The sequence below is a fragment of the Streptomyces adelaidensis genome, from assembly GCF_016598475.1.
Taxonomy (GTDB): Bacteria; Actinomycetota; Actinomycetes; order Streptomycetales; family Streptomycetaceae; genus Streptomyces; species Streptomyces adelaidensis.
In genome coordinates this window covers 1-18,415 of the sequence record NZ_JAEMUX010000041.1, presented here as the reverse complement: position 1 = coordinate 18,415, position 18,415 = coordinate 1, and the positions used below count along the sequence as shown (strand labels likewise).

14 protein-coding genes and 1 tRNA gene are annotated in these 18,415 nt (G+C 69.2%); 12 read left to right on the top strand and 3 right to left on the bottom strand.

The features are described from left to right. Positions 1–120: 120 nt before the first annotated feature. Entirely contained in the window at positions 121–1,932 is a 1,812-nt protein-coding gene (locus I8N67_RS23175) for a lytic transglycosylase domain-containing protein (RefSeq protein WP_200305106.1), read from the bottom strand. A gap of 391 nt (positions 1,933–2,323) precedes the next feature. On the opposite strand from I8N67_RS23175, the gene I8N67_RS23170 reads away from it, so the two are divergent. Next, positions 2,324–3,172 carry a DUF4184 family protein gene (locus I8N67_RS23170; RefSeq protein ID WP_200305105.1) on the top strand — a complete coding sequence of 283 codons (849 nt, stop codon included), beginning with the start codon at positions 2,324–2,326 and terminating at the stop codon, positions 3,170–3,172. Positions 3,173–3,879: 707 nt separating this feature from the next. Here I8N67_RS23170 and polA read toward each other — a convergent pair. After that, complete coding sequence (gene polA / locus I8N67_RS23165; RefSeq protein ID WP_200305104.1) at positions 3,880–6,606, bottom strand: DNA polymerase I; 2,727 nt, start codon at positions 6,604–6,606, stop codon at positions 3,880–3,882. A gap of 230 nt (positions 6,607–6,836) precedes the next feature. Between polA and I8N67_RS23160 the strand changes: the two genes are divergently transcribed. From I8N67_RS23160 to I8N67_RS23120, 9 genes are all read left to right on the top strand, one after another. Next, entirely contained in the window at positions 6,837–9,116 is a 2,280-nt protein-coding gene (locus I8N67_RS23160) for an FdhF/YdeP family oxidoreductase (RefSeq protein WP_200305103.1), read from the top strand. A gap of 71 nt (positions 9,117–9,187) precedes the next feature. Then, positions 9,188–9,679 carry a hotdog fold thioesterase gene (locus I8N67_RS23155; protein WP_200305102.1) on the top strand — a complete coding sequence of 164 codons (492 nt, stop codon included), beginning with the start codon at positions 9,188–9,190 and terminating at the stop codon, positions 9,677–9,679. A gap of 81 nt (positions 9,680–9,760) precedes the next feature. Then, the gene (locus I8N67_RS23150) at positions 9,761–10,156 is read left to right on the top strand and encodes a hypothetical protein (protein ID WP_200305101.1); all 396 of its coding nucleotides are present in this window, start codon (positions 9,761–9,763) and stop codon (positions 10,154–10,156) included. Next, positions 10,153–10,785 carry a Tat pathway signal sequence domain protein gene (locus I8N67_RS23145; RefSeq protein WP_200305100.1) on the top strand — a complete coding sequence of 211 codons (633 nt, stop codon included), beginning with the start codon at positions 10,153–10,155 and terminating at the stop codon, positions 10,783–10,785. The genes I8N67_RS23150 and I8N67_RS23145 overlap by 4 nt, the downstream gene beginning before the upstream one ends. Before the next feature lie 279 nt (positions 10,786–11,064). Further along, positions 11,065–12,291 carry a branched-chain amino acid ABC transporter substrate-binding protein gene (locus I8N67_RS23140; protein WP_200305099.1) on the top strand — a complete coding sequence of 409 codons (1,227 nt, stop codon included), beginning with the start codon at positions 11,065–11,067 and terminating at the stop codon, positions 12,289–12,291. A gap of 107 nt (positions 12,292–12,398) precedes the next feature. Next, positions 12,399–13,331: a branched-chain amino acid ABC transporter permease gene (locus tag I8N67_RS23135; protein WP_200305098.1), complete on the top strand. Its 933-nt coding sequence runs from the start codon at positions 12,399–12,401 to the stop codon at positions 13,329–13,331. Positions 13,332–13,336: 5 nt separating this feature from the next. Further along, complete coding sequence (locus I8N67_RS23130) at positions 13,337–15,163, top strand: branched-chain amino acid ABC transporter permease (RefSeq protein WP_200305097.1); 1,827 nt, start codon at positions 13,337–13,339, stop codon at positions 15,161–15,163. A 3-nt stretch (positions 15,164–15,166) separates the two neighbouring features. Beyond that, a complete protein-coding gene (locus I8N67_RS23125; protein WP_200305096.1) occupies positions 15,167–16,078 on the top strand; it encodes an ABC transporter ATP-binding protein in 912 nt (303 codons plus the stop codon). Beyond that, entirely contained in the window at positions 16,075–16,791 is a 717-nt protein-coding gene (locus I8N67_RS23120; protein WP_200305095.1) for an ABC transporter ATP-binding protein, read from the top strand. Before I8N67_RS23125 ends, I8N67_RS23120 begins: the two co-directional genes overlap by 4 nt. Before the next feature lie 87 nt (positions 16,792–16,878). Here the strand turns inward: I8N67_RS23120 and I8N67_RS23115 are convergent, their stop codons facing one another. Then, a complete protein-coding gene (locus tag I8N67_RS23115) occupies positions 16,879–17,529 on the bottom strand; it encodes an ANTAR domain-containing response regulator (RefSeq protein ID WP_200305094.1) in 651 nt (216 codons plus the stop codon). Between the two features lie 99 nt (positions 17,530–17,628). On the opposite strand from I8N67_RS23115, the gene I8N67_RS23110 reads away from it, so the two are divergent. Both I8N67_RS23110 and I8N67_RS23105 read left to right on the top strand, forming a co-directional pair. Further along, positions 17,629–17,703, top strand: a tRNA-Leu gene (locus tag I8N67_RS23110). 106 nt (positions 17,704–17,809) lie between these two features. Then, positions 17,810–18,415: helix-turn-helix domain-containing protein (locus tag I8N67_RS23105; RefSeq protein ID WP_200305093.1), on the top strand; the 606-nt coding region annotated here is incomplete at its 3' end.

The window sequence follows — 18,415 nt, the reverse complement described above, 5'->3', positions numbered from 1 at the left end:
GCACCGTAGCAACGCTCGGGCGAGATGAGAACAGGTCGCACACACACCCGCGGCGCCCCTCCCGGAAGAAGGGCGCCGCAGGGGCCGTACGAAGTACTGCGCGCTGGACCGCGCGCCGGGTTACGCGGCGGGGCTCGGTGACGCCGAGTCGGTGGCCGCCGGCTCGGTGGGCGTCGCCTCGGCAGGCGCCTCCACCTTGAGTTCGACCGTCAGCGTTGCGCCGCCCTCGGTCTCGATGCGGAGCAGGAACGTGCCGGTGGTGTCGTCCGAGTGCAGCTTCGGCAGCGTGAGCAGGCCGTTGTCGTCGGTCTCCAGAGTCATGGTGCGAAGCACCTTGTCCCCGTCCTTGAAGTAGGGGCCCTTGTCGTTCTCGGTGGTGTCGAGGAGCGACTTGATGAGGGTGGCCTTGACCGCGACCTTGTCCGCGATCTCGCCCTTGTAGGTGGCCTTCACCCCGACCTGCTCGGCGAACTCGCCGTTCGGTACGCAGGTCAGCGCGGTGTCGCTGGTGCGGGCGAGGGCGTCGGCCCGGCGGGCGGTGACGGTCGCCGTGTAGTCGAGGGCGGTCACGGAGCGGCCCACGACGGTGGCGCGGATGGTGACGTCGCCGGTCGTCTCGCCGGCCACGAGCGCGGGGGCCGTGGCCTTGCCCGCGCTGTCGGTGAGGATGGTCGCGACCTTCTCGCCACCGGTGAAGGTGGTGCCCGAGTCACCGACGACGGTAAAGCGGACGCGGACCTTCGCCACTGCCTTGCCCGCCTTGGTCTCGGTGCGGGCGACGATCTTCTCGGTGAAGGTGTCACCGGCCATGGCCGTGAGGTTCGACGCGCCCGCGTTCTCCAGGTGGTGCACCGTGTCGGTGTTGGACGGCGGCGTCGTGGGCGTCGTGGGCGGCGTGGTGGTGGGCGGGGTCGGCGTGGTGGTACCGCCGCCCCCCGGCTCGCCGCCCCCCGGCTCGCCGCCCCCCGGCTCGCCGCCACCCGGCTCGCTGCCGCCCGACTCGCCGCCGCCCGGCTTCTGCGTGTTCGGCGGCGTCGGGCTGGGACTCGGCGTGGAGTTGTCGGTGTCGTTACTGCCGCCGCCACCGCTGTTGTCGCTGTTGCCGCTCGGCGTCTGGGGCAGGGAGCCGGTACCGTCCGGGATCTCGTGGGTGCCCTTGCGGTAGTACTCCAGCCACGAGATGACGGTGTTGTAGTACTCCGTCGAGTTGTTGTAGCTGAGGATCGCGCTGCGGAGGTTGCCGCCGTTGGACAGGTCCCAGTCGAAGCGGCACAGGTAGTGGCCGGCGGCGAGGGCGGCGTCGTAGATGTTGTTCGGGTCCTTGGCACCGTCGCCGTTGCCGTCGCGGCCCGCCCACTCCCAGGTGGAGGGGATGAACTGCATGGGGCCGACCGCCTGGTCGTACGTGGTGTTGCCGTCGTACGCGCCGTTGTCGGTGTCGCTGATGTTGGCGAACGCGCCGCCGTCGAGGACCGGGCCGAGGATCTTCTTGTACGTCGTGCCGTCGGCGTCGACCTGGCCTCCCCTGGCCTGACCGGACTCCACCTTGCCGATGGCGGCGAGGAGTTGCCAGGGCAGGTTGCAGCCGGGCTTGGAGTCGCGCAGGGACGACTCGGCCTTCTTGTAGGCGTCGAGGACGGTCGCGGGTATCCCGCGTTCGCCGCCGGCGGTCGTACCCGAGGAGTCATCCGTGCCGGTGGTCGGGGTGGGGGTGTCCAGGGGCGGAAGGTCCGTGTAGTACTGCGAGTTGCCCGAGGCGGTGTCGCCGGCCCGGGCGCTCGCGTCCGGCGAGGGCGCTCCCGCCGCCAGTCTGCCCGCGCTGTCGGTGGTCACTCCCGGGGCCTGCGAAGCGGCCAGTGCCGCTACCGTGGCCGCGGCCAGGGCGGTGGTGGCCGCCCCCTTGCGGAGCCTCAAACCGAACTGCGCCGCCATTGAGTGAACCCCTCCCCGGTGGTCGACCGCCTTGGCGCTCTACCGATCTACTGCCGTCTCAACCAGTTGTCCGCTTTTTGTCCGGTCTTCATCCGGACCGGTTTCCTTGCTCCGGTACACCGACTCCGGAGTTCCGGTTTTGGTTGCCCCGTTCCGGCATTCCCTTTCCGGAATTCCAGCGGCCCCCGCACCCACCGGCGCGGCGACCCAGGCGACCCTACGACAACTTCCGCCGCCCGGACACCCGTTGGTGCCCGATATTCACCGATTGGCCTTATCGGTTTCCTGTCGTGCGGGCACCCTTCGGATACGCGGGCACAAGTCGCGCATACTGGCGACCGGTCGACGCCGGGCCGAACCGTCCGGCCGAAGTCCGCCACAGGGGGAAGACTTGCCTTTCACGCTCAGCCATGCGGCCGCCGTACTGCCCGCCCTGCGGGGGAACGGGACCGCGCGCGGGCCGCTGATGCCGTCGGCGCTCGTCGCCGGTTCATTCGCGCCCGACATGACCTATTACGTGGCGAGTGTGCTGCCCGAGGCGATGGAGTTCGGCGATGTCACGCACTCCTTCGTCGGGGTCTTCACGGTCGATGTCCTCGTCACCGGGGTACTGGTGGGGCTCTGGCTGCTGCTCCGTGAGCCGCTGGTCGCGCTGCTGCCGACAGAGCGGCAGGGGCGGGTGGCCGCGCTGGTGCGCTGCGGGGCACGGACCCGGCGGTTCACTCCCGCCCTGGCTCTGTGGTGGTACGTGTCCGCCGTCCTCGGTTCGCTGACCCATGTCGTCTGGGACGCGTTCACGCATCTCGACCGGTGGGGGATGCGGCTCTTCCCCGTCCTCGGCGAGGAGATCGCGGGCTCGCCGCTCTACTGGTACCTCCAGTACGGCGGCTCCGCGATCGCGGCGGTCGTGATCGCCGTCTTCCTCGCGCAGGCCCTGCGCCGGCAGCCGGCGATCCAGCCCGTGGGCGTGCCCGTGCTCTCCTCGGCCGACCGGTGGCTGGCGTGCGCCGTCATCGGGGGCTGCGCACTGGTCGCGGCCGCCCAGCGGGTGACCCGGTGGTGGGCGTACTGGGGTTCGGTCGCCAAGCCGTACGAGGTCATCCCGACGCTCTGCTTCGGGGCGGGCGCCGGGCTCGTCCTCGGCGTGGTGCTCTACGGCGTGGGCGTCAGGGTGTGGCGCCCGGCTCCCGTGCCGACGCCCGCAGCCGACGCGGCGGCGGACAGCTCGGTCCCGCGCTGAGGACCGGGCGCCGCGCGGGCGCTCCGCTGGGGATACGGGGCGCGGCGGCGCGGGTCGCGTACGGCGGTACGTGTCCGCGGAGGGCCGCCAGGGGGTGGGTCAGCGCCCAGGGGCGGAGGCTGTGCGGCCGTCTCACGCGGATGCGCGCCCAGGGGAGAGGGAGCCGGGGGTGCGCCGACGCGAGGCGGGTGCGCACCGCTGACAGGCGGGTGGCAGCTGTCGCTGTACGGCGGCGGAGCGTGCGTATGCCCATGCGGGCATCCTTGCGCCGACGCTCCGCCGGGGGCTCCCTGGTGGGGGCCAGGCGGGTGACACGGCCGAGCGGATCGCGGCGCCGTCCGACGCGATGGCCGGCAGCCGGCAGGAAGGTCCCGGCAGGAAGGTCCCAGCCGCCGGTGGGAGGAGCCCGGCGCCGCGAGGCCGGGCTCCCTTCCGGTCTTCTTCCCGTCTTCCGGCGGGGCTAGGCCGTGTCGTCGAATTCCCGTCGTCGCCCGGAGGGCGGCCTCGCGGCGTCGTGGGGGCCCTCCCGTTCGAGCGAAGCCGAGAATGGGGGAGCGTGCTCTCGGCGTGCCGGGCGTAGACCCGTGTACTGGACGTACTCGGGTCTGCGCCCGGTGCGGCGGTGGGGGCCCCTCCCGTTCGAGCGAAGCCGAGAATGGGGGAGCGTGCATGGCGTCGCGAGGCAGACGGGAATTTGACGACACGGCCTAGTGCGCCGCCGATTCCCAGTCCGGGCCGTGGCCCACCGAGACGCCCAGCGGGACCCTCAGGTGTACGGCCTCGGCCATTTCGTGGCGGATGAGCTGCTCGGCGCGCTCGCGCTCGCCGGGGGCGATTTCGAGGACGATTTCGTCGTGGACCTGGAGGAGCATGCGGGAGGTGAGGCCCGCCGCGTCCAGGGCCCGGCCGACGTTCAGCATGGCGATCTTGACGATGTCGGCGGCGGTGCCCTGGATGGGCGCGTTGAGCGCCATCCGCTCCGCCGCCTCGCGGCGCTGACGGTTGTCGCTGTTGAGGTCGGGGAGGTAGCGGCGGCGCCCGAAGATCGTCGCCGTGTAGCCCGTCGCCCTCGCCTCCTCCACGACCCGGTGCAGATAGTCCCGTACGCCGCCGAAGCGCTCGAAGTAGGCGTCCATCAGGGCGCGGGCCTCGCCCGCGTCGATGTTCAGCTGCTGGGAGAGGCCGAACGCCGACAGGCCGTAGGCCAGGCCGTACGACATCGCCTTGATCTTGCGGCGCATCTCGGCGTCCACGGCGGCGGGCTCGACCCCGAACACCTGGGCGGCGGCCGTGGTGTGCAGGTCCTCGCCGGAGGTGAACGCCTCGGTCAGGCCCTCGTCCTCGGAGAGGTGGGCCATCACGCGCAGCTCGATCTGGCTGTAGTCCGCCGTCATCAGGGACTCGAAGCCGTCGCCGACGACGAAGCCGCGGCGGATGGCGCGGCCCTCGTCGGTGCGGACCGGGATGTTCTGCAGGTTCGGGTCGACGGAGGAGAGGCGGCCGGTGGCGGCGACCGTCTGGTTGAAGGTGGTGTGGATGCGGCCGTCGGCGGCGATGGTCTTGATCAGGCCCTCGACGGTGACGCGGAGCTTCGCCTGCTCGCGGTGGCGGAGCATGATGACCGGCAGTTCGTTGTCGGTCTGGCCGGCGAGCCAGGCGAGGGCGTCGGCGTCCGTGGTGTAGCCCGTCTTGGTGCGCTTGGTCTTGGGCAGGCCCAGCTCGCCGAAGAGGACTTCCTGGAGCTGCTTGGGCGAGCCCAGGTTGAACTCGTGCCCGGCCGCCGCGTGCGCCTCCTTCACCGCCTGCTGCACGGCGCCCGCGAACATCTGCTCCATGGCCTCCAGATGGGCGCGGTCCGCGGCGATGCCGTAGCGCTCCATGCGGGCCAGCAGCGCGGAGGTGGGCAGCTCCATGTCACCGAGGAGGTCGGCCGCGCCGACCTCCCTCAGGCGTGTCCCGAAGGCCTCGCCCAGGTCGAGGATCGCGCGGGCCTGCACCATCAGCGCGTCGGCCTCGGCGCCCTCGTCCGCGCCGAAGGCCAGCTGCCCGTCGGCGGTGGCGGCGGGGGCCAGCTCGCGGCCCAGGTACTCCAGGGAGAGCGCGTCCAGGTCGAAGGAGCGGCGGCCCGGCTTGACCAGGTAGGCGGCGAGCGCGGTGTCCATCATGACGCCGGCGACGGTCCAGCCGTGCTCGGCGAAGACCCGCATCGCGGCCTTGGCGTTGTGGAACACCTTCGGCCGGTCGGCGTCGGCGAGCCACGCCGCCCAGGCGTTCTCGTCCGCCTCGTCCAGCTCCGTCGGGTCGAACCAGGCGGCCGCTCCCCCGGCCGCGGCGAGCGCGATCTCGGCGACCGAGCCGGTGCCGAGCGCCCAGGTGTCGACCGTGGCGACGCCGAGGACCGCCGTGCCGTGCTCGGTGAGCCAGGGGGCCAGCTCGCCGGCGCCGAGGACCGTGCCGTCCACCTCGACCCCCGGTGCGGCCGGCTGCCCGGCGTCGGCCTCCTCGGCGCCCGGGTCGACGGCCAGCAGCCGCTCGCGCAGCGAGGGGTTGCGGATCTCCAGGGTGTCCAGGACCATCGCGACGGCCTTGCGGTCGTACGCGGCACGCTCCAAGTCGGTGACGCCCTTGGGGAGTTCGACCGTGCGGACCATCTCGGTGAGGCGACGGTTGAGCTTGACGGCCTCCAGGTGGTCGCGGAGGTTCTGCCCGGCCTTGCCCTTGACCTCCTCGACGCGCTCGACGAGATCGGCGAACGAACCGAACTGGTTGATCCACTTCGCGGCGGTCTTCTCGCCGACGCCGGGGATGCCGGGCAGGTTGTCGGACGGGTCGCCGCGCAGGGCCGCGAAGTCCGGATACTGGGCCGGGGTGAGCCCGTACTTCTCGAAGACCTTCTCCGGGGTGAACCGGGTCAGCTCCGAGACACCCTTCGTCGGGTAGAGCACCGTGGTGTGCTCGCTGACCAGCTGGAAGGAGTCGCGGTCCCCGGTGACGATGAGGACGTCGAAGCCCTCCGCCTCGGCCTGGGTGGCGAGGGTGGCGATGATGTCGTCGGCCTCGAAGCCGTCGACGGCGAAGCGCACGGCGTGCATCGCGTCGAGGAGCTCGCCGAGCAGCTCGACCTGACCCTTGAACTCGTCCGGGGTCTTCGAGCGGTTCGCCTTGTACTCGGTGAACTCCTCCGAGCGCCAGGTCTTGCGGGAGACGTCGAACGCGACCGCGAAGTGGCTGGGCGCCTCGTCACGCAGCGTGTTCGCCAGCATCGACGCGAAGCCGTAGATCGCGTTGGTCGGCTGGCCCGTCGCCGTCGTGAAGTTCTCCGCGGGCAGCGCGAAGAACGCGCGATAGGCCAGCGAATGCCCGTCCATGAGCATGAGCCGGGGACGGCTGCCGCCGGGGGTCTTGTCGGTCTTCTTCGATCCTGTCTCTGCCACGGACCCGATCCTGCCACGTGCCACTGACAGCCGGACCCCACGGCCGCCCCTCGGGCCTCCCCGGGAAGATCCCCGGGGACATGGACGGGTACATGGCCGGGGACCTGCGGCAGCCGTTCGGCACCGCCGCCCCCGGCCGGCCGCCCGACCTCCTTCGATGTCGGTGACACGTGCGAGGATCGAATACGTACCTCACGCCCGAAGCACGCGTACGCGAATGGGGAGCAGCGATGGCCGGCAAGGCGCCGAAGAATGATCCGGTCCAGGACGCCCCGCAGGTCGCGGAGCCGAAGCACGCGGCCGCGGGGCTCCCGGCGATCGGGCACACCCTGCGGATCGCGCAGCAGCAGATGGGCGTGAAGCGGACCGCGCTGACCCTGCTGCGGGTCAACCAGAAGGACGGCTTCGACTGCCCGGGCTGCGCCTGGCCGGAGCCGGACCACCGGCACGCGGCGGAGTTCTGCGAGAACGGCGCGAAGGCCGTCGCCGAGGAGGCCACACTGCGCCGGGTCACCCCGGAGTTCTTCACCGCCCACACCGTCGCCGACCTCGCCACCCGCAGCGGCTACTGGCTGGGACAGCAGGGGCGGCTCACACACCCCATGTACTTCCCCGAGGGGGGCGACCGCTACGAGCCGGTGACCTGGGAGCGGGCCTTCGACATCGTCGCCGAGGAACTGAACGCCCTCGCCTCCCCCGACGAGGCCCTCTTCTACACCTCCGGCCGGACCGGCAACGAGGCCGCGTTCCTCTACCAGCTTTTCGCCCGCGAGTTCGGCACCAACAACCTGCCGGACTGCTCCAACATGTGCCACGAGTCGTCGGGCTCCGCCCTCACCGAGACGATCGGCATCGGCAAGGGCAGCGTCCTGCTGGAGGACCTCTACAAGGCCGACCTGATCATCGTCGCCGGCCAGAACCCGGGGACGAACCACCCCCGCATGCTCTCCGCCCTGGAGAAGGCGAAGGCCGGCGGCGCCAAGATCATCACGGTCAACCCGCTGCCCGAGGCCGGCCTGGAGCGGTTCAAGAACCCGCAGACCCCACAGGGCATGCTCAAGGGCGCCGCCCTCACCGACCTGTTCCTCCAGATCCGCATCGGCGGCGACCAGGCCCTGTTCCGCCTCCTCAACAAACTGATCCTGGACACCGACGGCGCGGTCGACGAGGAGTTCGTCCGCGAACACACCCACGGCTACGAGGAGTTCACCGCCGCCGCGCGCGCCGCCGACTGGGACGAGACCCTCACCGCGACCGGCCTCACCCGGGACCGGATCGACGAGGCCCTGCGCATGGTCCTCGCCTCGAAGCGGACCATCGTCTGCTGGGCCATGGGCCTCACCCAGCACAAGCACTCGGTGCCGACCATCCGCGAGGTCGTCAACTTCCTGCTGCTGCGCGGCAACATCGGCCGCCCCGGCGCGGGCGTGTGCCCGGTGCGCGGCCACTCCAACGTGCAGGGCGACCGCACCATGGGCATCTTCGAGCGGCCCGCCCCGGCCTTCCTCGACGCCCTGGAGAAGGAGTTCGGCTTCGCCCCGCCCCGCGAGCACGGCTACGACGTCGTCCGGGCCATCAAGGCCATGCGCGACGACAAGGCGAAGGTGTTCTTCGCCATGGGCGGCAACTTCGTGTCGGCCTCCCCCGACACGGAGGTCACCGAAGCGGCCATGCGCCGGGCCCGGCTGACCGTGCACGTGTCGACGAAGCTGAACCGCTCGCACGCGGTCACCGGCGCCCGGGCACTGATCCTGCCCACCCTCGGCCGCACCGAACGCGACCTCCAGGGCGGCGGCGAGCAGTTCGTGACCGTCGAGGACTCGATGGGCATGGTGCACGCCTCACGCGGGCGCCTGGCACCCGCGAGCGGGCAGCTCCTGTCCGAGCCGGCCATCGTGTGCCGACTGGCGCGCCGGGTGCTGGGCGAGGACAGCCGCACACCCTGGGAGGAGTTCGAGAAGGACTACGCGACGATCCGCGACCGCATCGCGCGCGTGGTGCCCGGTTTCGAGGACTTCAACGCGCGCGTGGCCGACCCGTCCGGCTTCGCCCTCCCGCACGCCCCCCGCGACGAACGCCGCTTCCCCACAGCCACCGGCAAGGCCAACTTCACCGCCGCGCCCGTCGAGTACCCGCGGCTGCCGGAAGGCCGGCTCCTGCTCCAGACACTGCGCTCCCACGACCAGTACAACACCACGATCTACGGCCTGGACGACCGCTACCGGGGCATCAAGAACGGCCGCCGGGTCGTCCTGGTCAACCCCGAGGACGCCCGCGCCCTGAAGGTCGCCGACGGGTCGTACGTGGACCTCGTCGGCGAGTGGGAGGACGGGGTGGAGCGCCGCGCGCCCGGCTTCCGCGTCGTGCACTACCCGACGGCCCGCGGCTGCGCGGCCGCCTACTACCCGGAGACCAACGTCCTGGTGCCGCTGGACTCCACCGCCGACATCAGCAACACCCCGGCCAGCAAGTCCGTCGTGGTCCGTCTGGAACAATCGTCGACCGACTGAGCGTTTGCTCAGCCGCGGTCGGCGCACCACCGCCGACGCACTGATCGACGACGAACGACGAACGGAGCCCCATGGGCGAGCAGCACCACGCGAAGTTCCCGCAAGAGGTCATCGACGAATACGCGACCCTCGGCATCGACCTGGTCGCGATGTTCTCCGCGGGACACCTCGGCACCCGGATGGGCGTCCGCATAGTGGAGGCCTCGGCGGACCGCGTCGTCGGCACGATGCCCGTGGAGGGCAACACCCAGCCGTACGGGCTGCTGCACGGCGGCGCGTCCGCCGTGCTCGCGGAGACACTGGGGTCGGTGGGCTCCATGCTCCACGCGGGCAGCTCCAAGATCGCCGTGGGGGTGGACCTGAACTGCACACACCACCGGGGCGTCCGGTCCGGGCTGGTGACCGGTGTCGCCACACCCCTGCACCGGGGGCGCTCAACGGCGACGTACGAGATCGTCGTCAGCGACGAGGCCGGCAAGCGGGTCTGCACGGCACGCCTCACCTGCCTGCTGCGGGACGCCGGGCACGCGGCCGGGGGCGAGCGGGTGCGGGCGGCGGACTGATGCGAGCGGACGGGGTACGGGCCGAGGCGAAGGCCTGTGCGCCTATGGTCCTGCGGGGCGCACAGGCCCTAGCGTCAGGTCATGGCAACGGGAGGAGCCCCCTGGCCGGGGGCGGCGCTCGGGCTGGCGCTGCTGACCGGCGCCCTGCTCACCGGGTGCGCGCAGTCGGGCGGACCGGCGAGCGGGCCGGGCAGCGGTTCGCCGTCACCCTCGGCCACCCCGCCCGAGGAGGTGTGCGCGAAGATCGTCGCGTACTGGTCACGGGAGGAACTGGACGGCGACACCTACGGGGACTACCAGTCCATGGGGCTGTCGAACGGCCAGTACGAGATCCTGCGGGACGTCGTCGACGCGGCCCGCACCGAGAAGAAACGCGCGGGCCGGCCGGCCGCGGAGCGGCTCATCGACCGGCAGGCACGGGCGGGCTGCGTGGAGTGGTACCGCGCGGGCGGCCCCGGCGAGGGGCCCTGGCAGTGAGCGGGGTCGGCCCCGTGGAGCCCGGCGAGGGCACACGCGCATGGGACGCGCCGCAAGCGGACGCCGTACCCGCGCCCGAGCCTTCGCACGGACGGCTCGCACTCGTCCACGCCCGGCACCGCCGTGCCGTGTTCGCGGCCTCGGCGGCCGTCGTGGCGCTCGCGGGCGGCGGCTATCTGTACGCCACCCGGCCCGAGCCACCGGCGCCGCCCGCCCCGCCGTACCCCTCCCAGGTGCTCGGCGTCCACTATCTGGGCCCGGCGACCGCGCCCGCCGGCACACCGCGCGGGAGCTTCGGCTTCGAGGTGGAGCTGAGCGTGCAGGCGGGTCCCCCGGTCACGATCACACGACTGACCCAGCCCTACGCCGGGCTCACCCTGAGAACAGACCCGCACATTCCGGTCACGGTCACGAGCGACACGCCCCGGAAAATCGCCATCACCATGCGCGTCACCGACTGCGAAAAAGTACCGGAGAACGCCGGACTGCCCTTCCTGGACGTAACTCTACGTAATACGCGCGCAATAGAAGCGCACAGTTTCATCTTGGGCGAGCGCTACGCGCGGAACCTCAACGACGCCCTCCAGGTCGCCTGCAGCAACGATTTCACGTCATCACCAAAAGCATGAACACTCCTGAACCGCCCTGGCTCAATCCTGCGCGTTCTCAACATGTGGACAGAATGAATCGACCCGAACTCCACATACCCACCCACCGAGTACCGCTCTGCATTACCTCGTGTCATAACAAGAGCGTCACAGCCTTGGCCAGACCCTCCTACACGTTCCCCACACACCCTTAGAGTCACGCCCAGTCACCGCGCCAACGGAATCGAAGTCACGTCTTCGGCCCAGCGCTCGACTCGGCTGCTTCCAACAGGGAGGGCCGTGCCAGGGAAAGGACTGATCGTGCGCCAACGTTCGCTCATAGCCATCACCGCCGCGCTGGCGGCGGGAGCACTCACACTCACCGCCTGCGGTTCGCGCGACGAAGGCGGCAGCTCGGACACCGGCAGTGGCACCACTGTCGTCATCGGCGTCGACGCCCCGCTGACCGGTGACCTCTCCGCCATGGGTCTCGGCATCAAGAACTCCGCCGACCTCGCCGCCAAAACGGCCAACAAGGACAAGTACGTCGAAGGCATAACCTTCAAGATCGAAGCCCTCGACGACCAGGCCCAGCCCTCCTCCGGCCAGCAGAACGCCACCACGTTCGTCGCCGACAAAGACGTCCTCGGCGTCGTCGGCCCCCTGAACTCCTCCGTCGCCGAATCCATGCAGAAGGTCTTCGACGACGCGGGGCTCGTCGAGGTCTCCCCCGCCAACACCGGCCCGACCCTCACCCAGGGCGCCGACTGGCAGACCAAGAAGGTCCGCACGTACAAGTCGTACTTCCGCACCGCGACCACGGACGCCGTCCAGGGCCCGTACGCCGCGCAGTACGTCTACAACGACGCCAAGAAGAAGAAGGTCTTCGTCATCGACGACAAGAAGACCTACGGCGCCGGCCTCGCCGCCACCTTCACCGACGAGTTCGAGAAGCTCGGCGGCGAAGTCGTCGGCACCGAGCACATCGACCCCGAGACCAAGGACTTCTCCGCGGTCGCCACCAAGGTCAAGAACTCCGGAGCCGACGTCGTCTACTACGGCGGCGAGTACCCGCAGTCCGGCCCGCTGACCAAGCAGCTCAAGGCCGCCGGCGCCAAGATCCCCGTCGTCGGCGGCGACGGCATGAAGGACGACGAATACATCAACCTGGGCGGCAGCGCCAGCACCGGCGACCTCGCCACCTCCGTCGGCGCCCCCGTCGAGGAACTGACCTCCGCCAAGGACTTCGTCGCCGACTACAAGGCCGAGGGCTACAAGGAGCCCTACTCCGCCTACGGCGGCTACTCCTACGACTCCACCTGGGCGATCATCGAAGCCGTGAAGAAGATCGTCGAAGACAACGACGGCAAGCTCCCGGACGACGCCCGCGCACAGATCACCGCCGCCATGCAGAACGTCTCCTTCGACGGCGTGACCGGCAAGGTCTCCTTCGACGAATACGGCGACACGACCAACAAGCAGCTCACCGTCTACAAGGTCGAGGGCGGCGAGTGGAAGGCGGTCAAGTCCGGCACCTACACCGGCTGATCCCACCCGCACAATCATGAGCCGCGCGGGGCGCCGCACCAAGCGCCCCGCGCGGACTCGCATCCGGTCACATTCGTCGAACGTCCGAAAGTCTCGGAGGACATGCGGTGCACGAACTGCCGCAGCAGCTGGTCAACGGCCTGCTACTAGGATCCATGTACGGGCTGGTCGCCATCGGCTACACAATGGTCTATGGCATCGTCCAGCTCATCAACTTCGCCCACGGTGAGATCTTCATGTTGGGCGGCTTCGGCGCCATCACGGTCTACCTCTACGTGCTGCCCGACGGCACCACCCTGTGGGTAGCGCTCCCCCTGATGCTCGTCGGCGGCATCATCGTCGCCGTACTCGCCGCCGTCGGAGCGGAACGGCTCGCCTACCGACCCCTGCGCACCGCCCCACGCCTGGCCCCCCTCATCACCGCCATCGGCCTCTCCCTGGCCCTCCAGCAAGCGGTATGGGCCTGGTACCCGGACGCCAAGGAGTCCATCAACTTCCCGCAGATCGACGGCGGCCCCTTCGAGATCGGCAACGTCACCATCCAGACCGGTGACATCTTCCTCCTCGTCGCCGCCCCGATCAGCATGGCGATCCTCGCCTACTTCGTCATGAAGACCCGCACCGGCCGCGGCATGCAGGCCACCGCCCAGGACCCCGACACCGCCAAGCTCATGGGCATCAACACCGACCGCATCATCGTGGTCGCCTTCGCCCTCGGCGCCGCGTTCGCCGCCGTCGGAGCCGTCGCCTACGGCCTCAAATACGGCCAGGTCCAATTCCGCATGGGCTTCATCCTCGGCCTCAAGGCCTTCACCGCAGCCGTCCTCGGCGGCATCGGCAACATCTACGGCGCCATGCTCGGCGGCGTCGTCCTCGGCCTCGCCGAAGCCCTGTCCACGGCCTACATCGCCGACATCCCCGGCATGGAGCAGTTCGGCAGCCAGTCCTGGGCCAACGTCTGGGCGTTCGTACTCCTCATCCTCGTACTCCTGCTCAGGCCACAAGGCCTGCTCGGGGAGCGCGTGGCGGACAGGGCGTGACACCGATGACAACAAACACCACCGCGAACCCCGCAACGACCGCCAAGCACGACACCACCCCCAAAGCCCTCATCGGCATCCCCGAGAACATCGGCCGCGCCCTCGCCACCGGCGGCGGCACCCTCGCCGTGATCTCCACCTTCCTCACCTGGACCTGGACCTCCGCCTTCCCCGGCAACCTCACCGTCTACGGCTACCCCGGCGGCCTCCAGGTCCTCGTCCTCATCGGCGGCGCCCTCACCACCCTCTTCGGCCTCGCCTCCTACGGCATCAAAGGCCTGCGCTGGCTCACCCCCGCAGGCGCCGACAGCTCCATCAAACTGGCCGCACTCGGCACCTTCCTGACCGCCTGGTACACCGTCCTCGCGATCAGCATCCAGCTCGGCGGCGTCGTCAACCTCGAACCCGGCGGCTACGTCGCGGCCATCGCCACCCTCGCCGCCCTCCTCGGCGCACTCGCCCTGCCGTTCACCCGGCCCGAGCCCGAGACCGCCGACCCCGAGGACACCGCCTGGGAGCAGTTCCTCCTCAACTCACGCAACACCTGGGCCATCGTCAAATCCTGCTTCGCCACCGGCACCAGCAGCCCGACACCCAAACTCCCCGCCTACGCCGAAATCCTCATCATCATCGCGGCCATGGCCCTCGGCCTGACCGTCTTCACCTACGGCATCGGCACCGAATACGACGAACTCTTCGTCGGCTTCCTCATCACCGCCGGCTTCGGCTTCGGCGCCCTCGCCAAAGCCGGCCTCGCCGACCGGGTCTCCACCGTCACCGCCAAACACCGCACGGTCACCATGACCGGCGCGTTCGCCGCGGCCGCCGCATTCCCCTTCACCCAGTCCGACGACCGCTACGCGACCATCGGCGTCTACATCCTCATCTTCGCCACCGTCGCCCTCGGCCTCAACATCGTCGTCGGCCTCGCCGGCCTCCTCGACCTCGGATACGTCGCCTTCCTCGGCGTCGGCGCCTACACCGCGGCCATGGTCTCCGGCTCCCCCTCCTCACCCTTCGACATCCACCTGCCGTTCTGGGCCTCCGCCATCCTCGGCGCCGTCGTCGCCATGATCTTCGGCGTCATCATCGGCGCCCCCACCCTGAGACTGCGCGGCGACTACCTCGCCATCGTCACCCTCGGCTTCGGTGAGATCTTCCGCCTCGCCGTCCTCAACATGGACGGCACCTCCGGCCCCGACATCACCAACGGCTCCAACGGCATCTCCTCGATCCCGAACCTCAACATCCTCGGCTTCGACTTCGGCCAGGAACACACCATCGCCGGATTCACCATCGCCCGGTTCGCCAACTACTTCTTCCTGATGCTCCTCATCACGCTCATCGTCGTGATCGTCTTCCGACGCAGCAGCGACTCCCGCATCGGCCGCGCCTGGATCGCCATCCGCGAGGACGAGACAGCCGCACTCGCCATGGGCATCAACGGCTTCCGGGTCAAACTCATCGCCTTCGCCCTCGGCGCCGCACTCGCCGGCCTCGCCGGCACCGTCCAGGCACACGTCACCTACACCGTGACACCCGAGCAGTACCAGTTCGCCGCGGTCGTACCGCCCAACTCGGCCTTCCTCCTCGCGGCAGTCGTCCTCGGCGGCATGGGGACCATCAGCGGCCCGCTCGTCGGCGCCGCACTCCTCTACCTCATCCCCGCCAAGCTCCAGTTCCTCGGCAACTACCAGCTCTTCTTCTTCGGACTCGCACTCGTGGTGCTCATGCGCTTCCGCCCGGAAGGCCTCATCCCCAACCGGCGCCGCCAGCTCGAATTCCACGAAGAAGCCGAAGCGCCGACAGTCCTCAGCAAGGCAGGGGCCTGACACATGACCACCGACACCACCACCAAGGACGCCACCCCCGGCTCCAACCCCCCCGGCGAAACCGTCCTCGACGCACGCGGCGTGACCATGCGCTTCGGCGGCCTCACCGCCGTACGCAACGTCAACCTCACCGTCAACAGCGGCGAGATCGTCGGACTCATCGGCCCCAACGGCGCCGGCAAGACAACCTTCTTCAACTGCCTCACCGGCCTCTACATCCCCACCGAAGGCGAAGTCCGCTACAAGGGCCAGATCCTCCCGCCCAAGTCCTTCAAGGTCACCGCCGCAGGCATCGCCCGCACCTTCCAGAACATCCGCCTCTTCGCCAACATGACGGTCCTCGAAAACGTCCTCGTCGGCCGCCACACCAGGACGAAGGAAGGCCTCTGGTCCGCACTCCTGCGCGGCCCCGGCTTCCACAAAGCCGAAAAAGCCTCCCGCGAACGAGCCATGGAACTCCTCGAGTTCGTCGGCCTCGACGCCAAGGCCGAACACCTGGCACGGAACCTGCCCTACGGCGAACAGCGCAAGCTCGAAATCGCCCGAGCACTGGCCAGCGAGCCGGGCCTGCTCCTGCTCGACGAGCCCACGGCCGGCATGAACCCCCAGGAGACGCGGACCACCGAAGAACTCGTCTTCGCCATCCGCGACAAGGGCATCGCCGTCCTCGTCATCGAGCACGACATGCGATTCATCTTCAACCTCTGCGACCGCGTCGCCGTCCTCGTCCAAGGCGAAAAACTCGTCGAAGGCGACAGCGCCACCGTCCAGGGAGACGAGCGCGTCGTCGCCGCCTACCTCGGCGAACCCTTCGAAGACGCACCCGGCAAGGACGAGGTCGCCGAAGTCGAGGCCGCCGAAGCACACGCCGAGCCCTCGAAGGACACCGCGCCCGGCAAGGAGAACGACCGATGACCGCCCTCCTCGAAGTCGAAGACCTCCGAGTCGCCTACGGCAAGATCGAAGCCGTCAAAGGCATCTCCTTCAAGGTCAACGCCGGCGAAGTCGTCACCCTCATCGGCACCAACGGCGCCGGCAAGACCACGACCCTGCGCACACTGTCCGGCTTGCTGAAGCCGGCCGGAGGCCAGATCAAGTTCAACGGCAAGTCGCTCAAGAAGATCCCCGCACACAACATCGTCTCCCTCGGACTCGCCCACTCCCCCGAGGGGCGGCACATCTTCCCGCGCATGAGCATCGAGGACAACCTTCGCCTCGGCGCCTTCCTGCGCAACGACAAGGCCGGCATCGAGAAGGACATCCAGCGCGCCTACGACCTCTTCCCCATCCTGGGAGAACGCAGGAAGCAGGCCGCAGGCACCCTCTCGGGCGGTGAACAGCAAATGCTCGCCATGGGCCGCGCCCTCATGTCCCAGCCCAAGCTGCTCATGCTCGACGAGCCCTCCATGGGCCTCTCCCCGATCATGATGCAGAAGATCATGGCGACGATCGCCGAGCTCAAGTCACAAGGCACCACCATCCTCCTCGTCGAGCAGAACGCCCAAGCGGCGCTCTCCCTCGCCGACGAGGGCCACGTCATGGAAGTCGGCAACATCGTCCTCTCCGGCACGGGCTCCGACCTCCTGCACGACGAGTCGGTCCGCAAGGCGTACCTCGGCGAGGACTGAGGTCCGGCACGGTACGCACATACGACGAGGCCCGCACCCCTTGAGTAAAGGGTGCGGGCCTCGTCGTACGAGTAGGTGGTGGTGCGGTCAGCCCTTCGCGGCCTTCTTCTCCTCGGCGTCCTGGATGACCGCCTCGGCGACCTGCTGCATCGACATCCGACGGTCCATCGACGTCTTCTGGATCCACCGGAAGGCGGCCGGCTCCGTCAGCCCGTACTCCGTCTGCAGAATCGACTTCGCCCGGTCCACCAGCTTGCGCGTCTCCAGCCGCAGCGTGAGATCCGCGACCTCGTTCTCCAGCTCCTTCAGCTCCGTGAACCGAGACACCGCCATCTCGATCGCAGGTACGACATCACTCTTGCTGAACGGCTTCACGAGGTACGCCATCGCACCGGCGTCCCTCGCCCGCTCGACGAGGTCGCGCTGCGAGAACGCGGTCAGCATCAGCACGGGCGCGATGCGCTCCTCGGCGATCTTCTCGGCGGCGGAGATGCCGTCCAGCTTCGGCATCTTCACATCGAGGATCACGAGGTCGGGCTTGTGCTCACGGGCCAGCTCGACGGCCAGCTCACCGTCACCGGCCTCGCCTACGACGGAGTAGCCCTCCTCTTCGAGCATCTCCTTCAGGTCGAGGCGGATCAACGCCTCGTCCTCGGCGATGACGACACGGGTCGTCAGCGGAGGCACGTGCGACTTGTCGTCGTCGGCGACGGGCTGGGGCGACTCGGGGGCGGTCACGGGGGCTCCTTGTTGCAGGGCAGGGGTACTGCTGACAAGAGCCTACCTAGCTGCGGTAAAGTAGTGAGCACGGAGTCGGAGCGAACCTTCGATTCTTAGGCCCTGGTAGTCCAATTGGCAGCAGACAATGGTCTCAAACACCATACAGTGTGGGTTCGAGTCCCACCCAGGGCACTTTTCCTCCGATTCCAAGGTTGCGATCCCGAAGCGGATGTCCACGTTCCCGTGAACGTCCGCTTTTTGCTGCGTGCAGTCACGATCAGTCGCCGAGAGTGACCTCATGTACGACATCAGCACACGCAACCGAGCCCTTGCTCTGGTGGCTCAGGGCCGCAGCCTCAACTCAGTGAGCCGAGAGACAGGCATCTCACGAGCCGCCATCCGTTCTTGGCAGGAGCGCCTTGAGCCCCTGCCCCGCATGGTGACACCGGCACCCGGGCCCCCGACCGATGAATGCGCATACGCCTACCTACTCGGCCTCTATCTCGGCGACGGATGTATCAGCGCCCACCCACGCGGCACCGGCTACTACCTCCGGATCGCGTGCGCCGACGCATGGCCCGGGCTCCTTCAACTCGCCCGCGAGGCCATCACGCAGGTGCGTCCCGGCATCGGTGTCTACACACTGCAGAAGCAGGGCTGCTCAATGGTGACAAGCTACTTCCGGCATTGGCCGAGCCTCTTCCCTCAGCATGGCCCCGGCAAGAAGCACGAGCGTCACATCGCCTTGGAGCCCTGGCAGCAGACCATCGTCGACGCTCACCCATGGGACTTCATCCGAGGCCTTATCCACTCCGACGGCTGCCGCATCACCAACTGGACGACCCGTGTCGTCGCAGGCGAGCGGAAGCGCTACGAGTACCCCCGGTACTTCTTCACCAACCTG